This window comes from Nonlabens sp. (assembly GCF_051251825.1).
Taxonomy (GTDB): domain Bacteria; phylum Bacteroidota; class Bacteroidia; order Flavobacteriales; family Flavobacteriaceae; genus Nonlabens.
The window spans coordinates 1-12,255 of sequence record NZ_JBPOGG010000010.1; the positions used below are offsets into that span (position 1 = coordinate 1).

The following is a 12,255-nucleotide window of genomic DNA, read 5'->3' on the forward strand; positions in this document are numbered from 1 at the left end:
GTTAGCTGTTAGCTGTTAGCTGTTAGCTGTTAGCTGTTAGCTGTTAGCTGTTAGCTGTTAGCTGTTAGCTGTTAGCTGTTAGCTGTTAGCTGTTAGCTGTTAGCTGTTAGAAAGAATGAAACCTCGGTTCGAGCGAAAGATGAGAACAGGTTTTTTCTACAAATTTTATGCACAACTAGAATAAAAAAGCCGACTTCAGTCGGCGTAAATAGAAAGAACGCCGTAGGCGACAGAATCAATTTATAGCGGCGGAATTTATTCCGCCCGTAAGGATAAAGGTTGTGGAAACATCTTAGTTTCTCATCATTAGCAGATGCTGAATCGTGGTTCAGCATGACAGGTGGTTTAGTCTTTTTTTCATCAAAAGGAGATTCCGCATCAAGCCTGCCTGCCGGCAAAGGCAGATGCGTAATGACAGGTTCAAAATCTGACTGCAGACTGAAGACTCAATGACTGAAGACTAAAAGGCTAAAAGACTAACCCTAACGATTAATTCCTTGTTTGTTTACCCAGCGTCTATAGGCGGCGGCGTTTGCGTTATGTTGAGTAAGCGTTTTGGCAAATTTGTGGTAACCGAAGTTCTCAACATTAGCCACAAAATAATAATAATTATGCTTCTCATAATTGAGCACCGCATCAATAGCGTTTAAGTCAGGTGTAACTATAGGTCCTGGAGGCAAACTTGCATACTTATAGGTGTTATATGGAGAATCTATTTCTAGATCTACGTATAAGACACGTTTTACGACCTGTTTAAAGTCTTTTTCCTTCAACTTTTTAGCATAAATTACGGTAGGATCTGCGTCTAGTTTGATACCTCGATTTACTCGATTCATATATACACCAGCTACTCTTGGTCTTTCATCAACTTTGGCAGTTTCTTTTTGGACTATGCTCGCAAGTGTGTAAACCTCTTGAGGTGTGAGATCAATCTTTTTAGCTTTGGCGAGTCGATCTGCATTCCAAAAATCCTTATAAGCCTGCAGCATCTTATCTCTTAATTTCTCGGCTGTAGTATTCCAGTAACTATCATAAGAATTTGATAAGTACATGGTAAGTGCTGTTTCTTCAGTAAATCCATTTTCTTTTAAAAACTCCCGATCTTTCATCACGTTGAGCAATGTCAAACTATCGGGTTCTACTTGCTGAGCCAGTCTTCCCGCAAGATCTTCCAGTCGCTCTTGATTATTAAAACGCACTTTCACAGGCGTGTTCTGACTACGTATCGTATTGATGATATCATTATTAGTCATTCCTTTGCGCAGGATAAATCTTCCCGCTTTTACGTTTGTATTATATCCTTTGCGCACAGCGGTTTCATGGAACGCATCTCTGTCTTTAACACCATCTGCTACGATTAGGAATGCCTCATTATAATCTGCTGTTGATGGTATGAAAACCTCGTAGGTTTTAGTTTCAAAATTTGTGTTTGCACTGAAGAATGTGCTGTACACTTTATAAGCAAAAAAGCCCATAATTATTAAGCCTACTAACGCGACTCCTAATATTATCTTTTTGTAATTATTCATTGATGAGCTGGTAGGTAATTTCGTTTTTATATGATTTTTCAGTGGCAATCCAGTCTTTTTTGAGTCCGCTTTCGCGAAAGCGTAATTTCTCAAACAATTTTCTACTCGCTACATTATCCTCAGTAATACCGGCATATAGCTGGTGCAACCTGAGATGTTTAAATGAATAGTCGATCATTAACTGGAGACCTTGTGATGCATAACCTTTCTTGCGATTTGCGTCTTGCGAAATCACAATTCCCACTCCAGCGCGTTTGTGATACGGATCAAAATCGTAAAGATCTACCACGCCTACAATTTCTTCATTTAAATTACAAATCGCCAACCGTAATTGCTTGACCTCATAGATGTCACGATGTGCGTTTTCCAGATATTCTCTGATGGTATATTTTGAAAAAGGAGTCCATGTGTTCCCTACTTCCCATAACTCTGGATTGTTCTCGAGCCTGTAGATAAATTCCATATCCTCAGGATCGATAGCTCGTAGCATGCAGTTTTGTGCCTTCAACATCATAGCTGGATTGTTCCTTTAAAAACTTGTAGTGCTGGACCTGTGAGCCATATATTTTTATATCCCGATTCTTGAGAATCAAAGGATACTTTTAGATTACCGCCTGGAGTTTCAAGGGTTACTTGGTTTGCGATAGTTTGATTTGTTTTATGCATAGCAAGTGCAACAGCCGTAACACCAGTACCGCAACTCAATGTTTCATCTTCAACTCCACGCTCATAAGTTCGCACTTTAAATGTATCATTGTTTTTCACCTCAACAAAGTTGATGTTTGAACCTGTTTCTCCATAAATTGAGTGGCGCAAGTGCTTGCCCTGCTCGTAAACATCAAACGCTGCCAAATTTTCAGTGAGTTGTACGTGATGCGGTGATCCTGTGTCTGTAAATACATAACCATCTTCTACTCGCACTTCATTAACATCACTCATTTGCAAACTGATGAATGTGGCATCTACAACTCTCGCATGGTGCATTCCATCTATGGCTTCAAATGTCGCGGTATCTGTAATGATTTCTAGAAATTGTGCAAAGCGCACGAGACATCTACCACCGTTTCCACACATGGTGCTTTCTTGACCATCGGCATTATAATACACCATTTTAAAATGAGCCGTAGGATGATCTTCTAGAAGTATTAACCCGTCTGCTCCTATGCCAAATTTGCGGTCGCATAAGTGTGCAATTAATTTGGTATCGTTTTTGGAAAAAGTAAGCTGACGGTTGTCTATCATGACAAAGTCATTACCGGTTCCTTGATATTTATAGAAGTGAATGGTGTTCATTATTGCAAAGGTAAGTTGATTGAGGCAATTTGTGAATTTTAGTTTTGAGCTTTGAGCTGTGAGTCTTTGAGTTGGTGAGTTTTTGAGTTGGTGAGTTTTTGAGTTAGTAGGCAGTAGGCTGTAGGCAGGTTCGTTTTTTGCGCTTCTCTTTTAAAACGGTAGTAGGCAGTTGGTTTGGTTTGGTTTGTGAGTTTTAAGTTAGTGAGTTCTTGAGCACTCCAATGTCAGTTCGAGCGGAGTCGAGAACAGTTTATGAAAAAGTGAGCTGTGAATTCGGGAGTCTGTGGTATGTGGTAACGAATGAAATGTCAGTAAGAGCTCAGCCTGCCTGTCGGCAAAGGCAGGTCGAGAACAGGTTAGGATTTTGAAAAATTGTCTACAAAACAAAGTTTGTAATGAGCAACCAACTAAATAGCCGACTTCAGTCGGCGTAAATAGAGAGAACGCCGCAGGCGACAGAATTCATTCGTAGCGGCAGACTTCAGTCTGCCAGCAGGTAATTAATGATTGTGGAAAATGAGTTGAAATAGTTTTTGATTTTCATAAGGAGCAGATTCCGCATCAAGCCTGCCTGCCGGCAAAGGCAGGTGCGGAATGACAATCACAAATCTAAAAGCCGACTTCAGTCGGCGCAAATAGAAAGAACGCCGCAGGCGACAGAATTTATTCCTAGCGGCAGACTTCAGTCTGCCAGCAAGGATAACGTCAAGAGCTATGAACTAGTAGTTACCAAGTGTTAAATAGAGTTAAACTAATTGCAATTACACAATCACTAAACTAATTTTAAGTTATTAAGTCATAAAAGAAAAAAGAAAGCAAATGAAAACATTTATCAAATCTTTGGGTATGGCTATTCTAGGCGGAATAGTTGCCCTAGGCGGTTATCAATTGATTCAAAACGAATCTAATGAAAACGCACAAATCGTAGAATTACAAGCTCCTCAAGATATCTTACCAGTTACGCCAGTTTCTTATACGGGAAACACATCCATAGCTGGCGTGGACTTTACCGAAGCTGCAGAGAAAACCGTTCACTCTGTAGTACACGTTATTAATAAAACAGTCGCAAGAGCACCCATGTCTATGGCCGATGTATGGGCTGGACGTGTTCCTTACCGTGAAGCCATAGGAACCGGTAGTGGTGTAATCATCACACCAGATGGTTATATTATTACTAACAATCACGTGATTGCAAATTCAAATCATTTACAGGTTACTTTAAATAATAACAAATCATATAAAGCAACATTAATAGGTGCAGACGAAGAAAGTGATATCGCACTTATTAAAATTGAGGCCGATGAAGAGTTACCATTTGTTCCTTTTGGCGATTCAAATACAGCAAAAATTGGAGAATGGGTTCTTGCTGTTGGAAATCCTTTTAATTTAACCAGTACGGTAACGGCAGGAATTATAAGTGCCAAAGGTCGCGATCTAGAAGCAAGAGACTCAAAAATACAATCGTTCATTCAAACAGATGCAGCTGTAAATCCTGGGAATTCTGGTGGTGCACTGGTAAATACTCGTGGAGAGCTTATAGGTATTAACACGGCTATTAAATCTCAAACTGGTTCTTATATAGGATACTCGTTTGCAGTTCCATCTAATAATGCTCGTAAAATCATTGAAGATTTTATGGAGTTTGGTTTTGTACAAAAAGGAATGTTAGGAATAAGAGGTACTGACCTAAATGGAGTAAACTCAACAGAACTAGGTCTCAATTCTACTGACGGTATATATGTGGCAGAGATCGTGGAAGATAGCGGTGCTGCAAAAAGTGACTTGAGAAAAGGAGATGTGATAACGGCTCTAGATGGAGTGAAAATTAACAAGTTCACAGAGCTAGCAGGATACATAAAAACTAAAAATCCTGGTGACGTGGTTCAAGCAGAGATTATAAGAAATAACAACCTAATTACAATTCCTATTACGGTTTCAAAAAATAACACGGTGACGATACCTCAAATTGAAATGGAATTGCGCAATCTTACTAAAGAAGAAAAGAAACAATTTGATGTAAAACAAGGTGTTAAGATCACTAATACCATTGGGAAACTGTCACGATATAATTTAAGTGATTACATAGTCACAAAAGTAAATGATACTGAAGTAGGCGACATAGACGATATACAATCAGTATTGCGTAATGTTGTACCTAATGAAACTTTATTAATCCAAATGAAAAACTCAAAAGGTGAGATTGAGCGTTTCCGTTATACGGTTGATTAATATTCAACATAATTAATATAAAAAAGCTCCTCGATTATTAGCGAGGAGCTTTTTTATGTTCTATCAACCTACTCTATCTCCATTACGAGCATGAGCACTAGGTTGTAGCAAGATCACATCTTTATCATCACCTACTATTCCTAGAACTAGGCATTCACTCATAAAATTTGCGATTTGCTTTTTTGGAAAATTGACTACGGCTATGACCTGTTTACCTATCAACTCTTTTTTATCGTAGCGTTTTGTGATTTGAGCGCTGGTTTTTTTAATTCCTAATGGTCCAAAATCGATTTGTAGTTGATACGATGGATTCCTTGCTGCGGGAAAATCACTAGCAGTGAGTACTGTTCCTACTCTCATATCCACTTTTTCAAAATCACTCCATGAGATTTCCATTAATGCATTCTTAATTTTTCTATCATTTCTCTAGAAATCGCAATGTCAGCGCCATAGGCATCGAGAAGCAGACCTTTTTCTCCATCTTTACATTCAAGTGCATATAAAATCATATTATCTCCAGGATCAGTCATCCCTTCAAAACGATAAAACTGTACAACCTCTATGTCGCCTGCTTTCCATTCCTTTTTTAAATGTTTGGAGTGCACTCCATCCTCGATTAAATCAAAATCTACTGTGTATCCCTGAGATTGTAAATCTTCAACTGCTTCTGTGACTGTGTTATAAGCTTTTTTCATGTTTTATTTTAAATATAAAAAATATATGAGTGATTCCATTAGCTTTAAAATAACTTTAAGGATATGGAGATGTGTATATGTTTGTGATTTTGCTTTGGCGAAAGCGTAACAAAACCTACATTTATGCTACTAATAAAATAAAAAATGGCTCTCACTCCTTCTACTATGTTGCCTTTAAACACTAAGGCTCCACACTTTGAATTACTAGACACCATCGATGGAGAACTGCTCACTTTTCAAGATATAAAAGGAGAACGCGGCACGGTTGTGATGTTTATATGTAATCACTGCCCGTTTGTAATTCATGTAAATGAAGAGATTGTGCGTGTAGCAAACGATTATCGTATTCTCGGATTTGGATTTGTTGCTATATCAAGTAATGACGTGGAGAAATATCCGCTGGATCGACCTGAGTTAATGCAAAAAACTGCCGAAGACAACGATTACACGTTCCCTTATTTATATGACGAAACTCAAGAAGTTGCAAAAGCCTATGATGCAGCCTGCACTCCAGATTTTTATCTTTTTGATGCTGAAGATTACCTCATCTATCGAGGTCAACTGGACGATTCAAGACCGGGAAATGGCATACCATTAACGGGAAGATCTTTACGTGAAGCAATGGACGCAGTTATGGGAAATAAAAAAGTTCCTACGTTGCAGAAACCTAGTATGGGTTGTGGTATTAAGTGGAAGTAGTTTTTAAGTCTTTAGTCTTTTAGTAGGCAGTAGGCAGGTTGATTTTAGGATTGCTGCGCAACCTAAAATGTGAGTAGGCAGTCGCAGTTTTTTGCTGCGCAAAAAGCTAATTATTAAGAGTCACTGAAAACTGAGACTAAAACTGAATACTACTTATCAGCTAAATGGATCATCGCAAAAACGGCATAATTAATCAAGTCTTGATAATTTGCGTCTAGACCTTCAGAGACTATGGTTTTCCCTTCGTTATCCTCGATTTGCTTAACTCTTAAAAGTTTTTGCAAAATTAAATCAGTTAGTGAACTTACTCGCATATCGCGCCACGCCTCACCATAATCATGATTTTTATCCATCATGAGTTGTTTAGTAACAGCCACATGCTGGTCATATAATTCCAGAGATTCTTCTAGAGATAAATCTGGTTGTTCCACCACTCCTTTTTCTAATTGTACGAGTGCCATAATGGAATAGTTAATGATTCCTATGAACTCGCTTTCTTGTCCTTCATCTACTTTAGACTCTGCAAGAGTTTGTAAACCACGTATGCGTTGTGCTTTTATAAAGATCTGGTCGGTAAGCGATGGTAATCTTAAAATGCGCCAGGCACTACCATAATCTTTCATTTTCTTTGAGAAGAGATCTCTACAAGTGGTAATCACGGCATCATATTGCTGACTGGTCTGGGACATAAACGGGTAATATTTTGCGTAAATTTCGGCTTTAAATTTCAAATAACCATATTTTAATGCATACCATCAATTGCAGCGGTAGATTAATCGACTTTTCAACTCCTCGAGTGATGGGAATAGTTAACGTTACTCCAGACTCTTTTTATGATGGAGGCAACCTCAAAACTGATACCGATTTACTACATCAAGTTTCAAAAATGCTGGAAGATGGCGCCACATTTATAGACATAGGCGGTTATAGTTCTAGACCCGACGGTACTGACATCTCTGTTGAGGAAGAACTAAATAGAGTGATTCCTATTATTGATCTATTAGTAAAAGAATTTGATGAGCTCAATTTAAGTATTGATAGCTTTCGCGAAAGCGTGATCAATCAAGCTCTAGAGCATGGAGCAAATATTGTAAATGATATAAGTGCAGGAATGCTGGATAAAAAGATGCTGGAAACGGTAGCTCATCATCAGGTTCCTTATATCATGATGCACATGCGTGGCACGCCACAAACCATGAAATCTCTAACAGATTATGATCATTTACTGAATGATGTGAATTATTATTTTTCTGAACGTATTGCGGCTGCCAGAGCTGCTGGAATAAACGACATTATTATAGACCCAGGTTATGGATTTGCCAAAACCACAGAGCAGAATTATGAACTGCTACGTCATCAAGATTTATTACTTGCACATAAGGTTCCTGTTCTTGCTGGAGTTTCTCGCAAGTCTATGATTTATAAAACATTAAACACAACCGCAGCTCAAGCCTTAAATGGCACAAGTGCATTGCACATGGTGTGTTTACAAAACGGAGCTTCTATTTTACGAGTTCATGATGTAAAAGAGGCGATGGAAGTGATTACCTTGTTTGAGGCTTTAAATTCAAATTAAGTTCTATTTTTACAAAAACCGACCTGAGTGGAGTTACCAGATTTTAGAATTCTAGATATCATAGATATTGTCCTAGTAGCGGCAATAATCTTCTATCTCTACAGATTAGTAAAAGGTACTCCAGCCATAAAGATTTTTATAGGTATCGTGATTATTTATTTAATCTACAGTATCACGAGTTCCTTAAAAATGGAATTGTTGAGTCGCGCTTTTGACGCATTTGCAGGCGCTGGTATTATTGCAGTAATTGTCGTTTTCCAGCAAGAAATCAGGAGATTTCTACTCATGCTAGGATCTACAAATTTCACATCACGCAGTGGTTTTCTCAAACAATTAAGATTCCTCAAAGATGATGTCGATACTGGACACACCGCAGTTGATGAAATAGTCGCAGCCTGTGATGAAATGTCTAAATCACTGACCGGAGCACTTATCGTTATAAAACGTGATGGCTCTCTAGAGTTTGTGAAAAACACTGGAGACCAGCAAGATATTGTATTAAACGCATCTATTATTAAAAGTATTTTCTTTAAAAACTCGCCATTACATGATGGAGCGATGATTATAGAAGGTAATAAAATCACTGCGACTCGAGTTATTCTTCCTGTATCTGATAATCGTAAAATTCCGCAGCGATTTGGGTTAAGACATAGAGCCGCAGTAGGAATTACAGAGCGTAGTAATGCGATAGCCATTGCAGTAAGTGAAGAAACTGGACAAATTTCTTTAATTAGTAATGCCGAATTTGAAACATTTAAGAATTTAGAAGACTTATCTGTTAGGATTAAAAAACATTTAGAGTGAAAACCTGTAAAAACTGTACCACTAGATATACCAACAAATTCAATTTTTGCCCTAATTGCGGTGCAAAATGGGTGGATTACAGACTTACTCCACGTAAAATTACAGGAGAGTTTACTGAGAAATATTTAGGGACAGATAATGTCTTTCTTAAAACTTGTTTCACTTTATTTAGATTTCCAGAAGATGTAATTAATGGTTATATCACGGGACAGCGCAAGAAATACGTTAATGTGATTAACTTTTTCTTTATCAGTTTAACTCTATTTGGTCTTCATATATTTATTCTCAAAACATTTTATCCAGAATTAATTGGTCTAGCTGACTTAACTGGAGAAAATGAGACTATAGGTGTGTATCTATCTGCCTTTCTCGATTACACGGGACTTTTCACTTCCATATTCATACCTTTTTATGCACTAACGGGTTGGGTTGTTTTTTATAATAAATCCTATAATTATGTGGAGCACTTGGTACTGTTTGGATATGTGTATGGAGTCATTAATATTCTCACTATTTTATCAACTCCTATAATTATCATTGGTTCCTTCAACTTTCTGGATTTTTCATATATATCATTAATAATCAATATTTTACTCATTGCCTGGTATTATAAAAGAATTTTTAAGCTTAGTTTGTGGAATACCGCTTTAAAAACATTGTTAATGACTATCCTTTATTTCATAATTCAAACTGTTCTTATGACAATAGTCGGTATTCTTGCTATTGTGATAATAAAATGGTTTTATCCAGAAGTACTTGAAGGACTCAAATTTAACGTTAATGGAACGGAATTGTAAAAACTGCGGTAGTCTGGTTTATGCCGGTAAAGCTTATTGTGCAGATTGTGGTGCAAAATGGATTGAGAAACGTATTACCATGCGCAACGTAGGTGCAGATTTTGCAGATATGTATTTAGGTATCGATACTAAGTTTGGGCGTATTTTTATAGACCTTTTCAAAAGACCTCAGCATGTTATAAATGGCTACATTAAAGGTGCTCGCATGAACTATGTGGATGCGATACGTTATGTTTTTATCGCCATTTTCATGAGTGGTATGTACATGTTTGTGATCAAAACATTTGACATAGACATTACGGGTGGTATGATGAATAATGACGAGTTATACAAATCCTTAGGTTACAGCGCAGAAAGAATTGCCGAAACTAACGCTCAAAATGAAATGGTGTTAGATTTTGTTTCTAAGTATCAGGGATTGATTGTATTCGTGACTTTGCCTATTCTCGCACTCATAGGCCGTATTACGTTCTTGAGAAATAAAAGGTATAATTACACAGAACACCTCGTTTTTCACATGTATACTTATAGTCACTATGTAATAGCGTCTACTCCTATTACTATAATTTTAAGTTTTATAAGCATCGATGCATTGCTGGCTTGGTCTTTATCAAGTTATTTATTGATTTTCACTTTCAACACATATTGTTATAAAAAATGTTTGGATTTAAACTGGCAGGAAGCTATCCTCAAGGCACTCATTGCCATTTTAGTTGCTATTGCGATGGCTATTGGAATATTTTTTCTAGGTATTATTTCAGTGATAATTTTTAAAATTATTACCAGTTAAATACTATAATTTATTGAATCACGCTTCCGCGAAAGCGTAATAAAAATAAATCAAATGCTTTTAAGCGACCTCATCTTTTGCAAACTGGACTTCGTAGAGGTTTTTATAATAACCACTTTCTTTTTCAAGGAGTTCATTATGTGAACCTATTTCAACAATTTCCCCTGCGTCCATGACGATGATCTTGTCGGCTTTTTTAATAGTGGCAAGTCGGTGAGCAATCACTATGGAAGTACGACCTTTTGTAATCTTATCTGTCGCGTCCTGGATCAATTGCTCGCTGTAACCATCTACAGAGCTGGTCGCTTCATCAAGTACAAGAATACTAGGATTAGATACATATGCTCTTAAAAATGCAATCAACTGGCGCTGTCCAGAGCTCAACATCACGCCGCGTTCCTTAACGTTATAATGATAACCACCAGGTAGCGATGAGATGAATTTGTGAACGCCTATTTCTTTGGCAGCGTTGATCACATCTTCTTCTGTAATACTGGAATCGTTTAATGTGATGTTGTTTAAAATAGTGTCTGCAAACAAAAAAACATCTTGCAAAACCACCGCAATCTCTGATCTAAGACTGCCTAAATCATAATCACGTGTATCCACGCCATCAATCAATATATTACCACTATCAATCTCATAAAATCGAGAAAGCAAATTGATAATCGTTGATTTCCCAGCACCTGTTGCTCCTACTATCGCCACAGTTTGCCCAGAATCTACATTAAAACTGATTCCTTTAAGAACCAGTTCATCATCTACATAACTGAATTTCACTTCTTCAAAAGCAATATCACCTTTAAGTTGATCTGCCTGAACGGTTCCCATATTCTCAATAGTAGAATCTGTATCTATGATTCCAAAAACACGATTTGCTGCCACCATTCCCATTTGGAGCGTGTTGAATTTATCTGCAATTTGACGGAGTGGCCTGAACAGCATTTGAGCCAGTGTAATAAACATCACGATGGTACCTATAGAAATACCTAAGGATTCTGTAGCATCATTCACTATAATCAATTTAAAACCTACAAAAGCGATTAATGCGATGGTGATACTAGACGCCATCTCTGCAATAGGAAAGAAAATCGAGTTATACCATACTGTCTTTACCCAAGCATTTCTGTGACTATCATTAATTTTTTTGAACTCTTCGTATTCGATTTTTTCGCGATTGAAAATCTGCACTATTTTCATTCCTGTTACTCGTTCTTGAACAAATGAGTTCAAATTACTCACTTGATTACGCACATCTTCAAATGCCTTTTTCATCGCTTTTTGAAACACGCGAGTGGCATATAAAATAAATGGCATTACAATTAAAGAAACTAAGGTCAGTTGCCAACTTGAATAAGCCATAAAACCGAGCACGACCAGCATTTTAAGCAAGTCTGATATGATTACAAAAAGCCCTTGTGAAAATATACTGGCAATAGTTTCTATATCACTCACAGCACGAGTCACTAATTTACCGACAGCACTTTTATCAAAGTACTTCATCTTAAAGCTCAACATGTGATTGAAAAGCTTCAGCCTTAAATCTCTTATTACTTGCTGTCCTAACCAGTTTGCATAAAAGATAAAAGAGAACTGCAGCAATACTTCCAGCATTAAAACGCCTACCATCGTTGCAATCACTTTATAAATACCACCTAGTTCTTGCGGTATGATATAATCGTCTATGAGGAATTTAATAAGATATGGCATGGCCACTGCAAGTCCAGCTAGCAATATTGCTGATATGGCTACAAAGTAATATGTAGCTCTATAGGGTTTTGTATAAGAAAGTAATCTCTTAAACAAACTAAAATTAAACGCATTACCTGTAGTAGATGCCATA

Annotated in this window: 13 protein-coding genes; 6 read left to right on the forward strand and 7 right to left on the reverse strand. The window is 37.3% G+C overall.

The features are described from left to right. Positions 1 to 482: 482 nt before the first annotated feature. The 3 genes from mltG to dapF are packed head-to-tail and all read right to left on the reverse strand — an operon-like array spanning position 483 to position 2,822. Positions 483 to 1,529: an endolytic transglycosylase MltG gene (mltG, locus tag ACSHWW_RS11360; protein ID WP_435682581.1), complete on the reverse strand. Its 1,047-nt coding sequence runs from the start codon at positions 1,527 to 1,529 to the stop codon at positions 483 to 485. Then, positions 1,522 to 2,019, reverse strand: coding sequence for a GNAT family N-acetyltransferase (locus ACSHWW_RS11365; protein WP_435682582.1), 498 nt, complete (start codon positions 2,017 to 2,019; stop codon positions 1,522 to 1,524). Before ACSHWW_RS11365 ends, mltG begins: the two co-directional genes overlap by 8 nt. A gap of 20 nt (positions 2,020 to 2,039) precedes the next feature. After that, positions 2,040 to 2,822 (reverse strand): diaminopimelate epimerase, encoded by a 783-nt coding sequence (dapF, locus tag ACSHWW_RS11370; RefSeq protein ID WP_435682583.1) that lies wholly within the window; start codon positions 2,820 to 2,822, stop codon positions 2,040 to 2,042. 819 nt (positions 2,823 to 3,641) lie between these two features. Here dapF and ACSHWW_RS11375 point away from each other — a divergent pair. Next, a complete protein-coding gene (locus ACSHWW_RS11375; RefSeq protein WP_435682584.1) occupies positions 3,642 to 5,051 on the forward strand; it encodes a S1C family serine protease in 1,410 nt (469 codons plus the stop codon). 63 nt (positions 5,052 to 5,114) lie between these two features. On the opposite strand, the gene ACSHWW_RS11380 is transcribed toward ACSHWW_RS11375, so the two are convergent. Both ACSHWW_RS11380 and ACSHWW_RS11385 read right to left on the reverse strand, forming a co-directional pair. After that, the gene (locus tag ACSHWW_RS11380) at positions 5,115 to 5,447 is read right to left on the reverse strand and encodes a tRNA-binding protein (RefSeq protein WP_435682585.1); all 333 of its coding nucleotides are present in this window, start codon (positions 5,445 to 5,447) and stop codon (positions 5,115 to 5,117) included. Next, positions 5,447 to 5,746, reverse strand: a complete 300-nt coding sequence (locus ACSHWW_RS11385) for a phosphoribosylpyrophosphate synthetase (RefSeq protein ID WP_435682586.1) — start codon at positions 5,744 to 5,746, stop codon at positions 5,447 to 5,449. The genes ACSHWW_RS11380 and ACSHWW_RS11385 overlap by 1 nt, the downstream gene beginning before the upstream one ends. Before the next feature lie 144 nt (positions 5,747 to 5,890). On the opposite strand from ACSHWW_RS11385, the gene ACSHWW_RS11390 reads away from it, so the two are divergent. Then, positions 5,891 to 6,445, forward strand: coding sequence for a thioredoxin family protein (locus ACSHWW_RS11390; protein WP_435682587.1), 555 nt, complete (start codon positions 5,891 to 5,893; stop codon positions 6,443 to 6,445). Positions 6,446 to 6,594: 149 nt separating this feature from the next. On the opposite strand, the gene ACSHWW_RS11395 is transcribed toward ACSHWW_RS11390, so the two are convergent. After that, the gene (locus tag ACSHWW_RS11395) at positions 6,595 to 7,134 is read right to left on the reverse strand and encodes a DUF1599 domain-containing protein (protein ID WP_435682588.1); all 540 of its coding nucleotides are present in this window, start codon (positions 7,132 to 7,134) and stop codon (positions 6,595 to 6,597) included. Positions 7,135 to 7,190: 56 nt separating this feature from the next. On the opposite strand from ACSHWW_RS11395, the gene folP reads away from it, so the two are divergent. The 4 genes from folP to ACSHWW_RS11415 are packed head-to-tail and all read left to right on the forward strand — an operon-like array spanning position 7,191 to position 10,412. Next, a complete protein-coding gene (gene folP, locus ACSHWW_RS11400; RefSeq protein WP_435682589.1) occupies positions 7,191 to 8,021 on the forward strand; it encodes a dihydropteroate synthase in 831 nt (276 codons plus the stop codon). Positions 8,022 to 8,048: 27 nt separating this feature from the next. Continuing rightward, positions 8,049 to 8,825: a diadenylate cyclase CdaA gene (cdaA, locus tag ACSHWW_RS11405; protein WP_435682590.1), complete on the forward strand. Its 777-nt coding sequence runs from the start codon at positions 8,049 to 8,051 to the stop codon at positions 8,823 to 8,825. Then, positions 8,822 to 9,622 carry a DUF3667 domain-containing protein gene (locus tag ACSHWW_RS11410; RefSeq protein WP_435682591.1) on the forward strand — a complete coding sequence of 267 codons (801 nt, stop codon included), beginning with the start codon at positions 8,822 to 8,824 and terminating at the stop codon, positions 9,620 to 9,622. Before cdaA ends, ACSHWW_RS11410 begins: the two co-directional genes overlap by 4 nt. Next, positions 9,606 to 10,412 carry a DUF3667 domain-containing protein gene (locus tag ACSHWW_RS11415; protein WP_435682592.1) on the forward strand — a complete coding sequence of 269 codons (807 nt, stop codon included), beginning with the start codon at positions 9,606 to 9,608 and terminating at the stop codon, positions 10,410 to 10,412. Before ACSHWW_RS11410 ends, ACSHWW_RS11415 begins: the two co-directional genes overlap by 17 nt. A gap of 60 nt (positions 10,413 to 10,472) precedes the next feature. Here the strand turns inward: ACSHWW_RS11415 and ACSHWW_RS11420 are convergent, their stop codons facing one another. Continuing rightward, entirely contained in the window at positions 10,473 to 12,254 is a 1,782-nt protein-coding gene (locus ACSHWW_RS11420) for an ABC transporter ATP-binding protein (protein ID WP_435682593.1), read from the reverse strand. Between the last annotated feature and the right edge of the window lies 1 nt (position 12,255).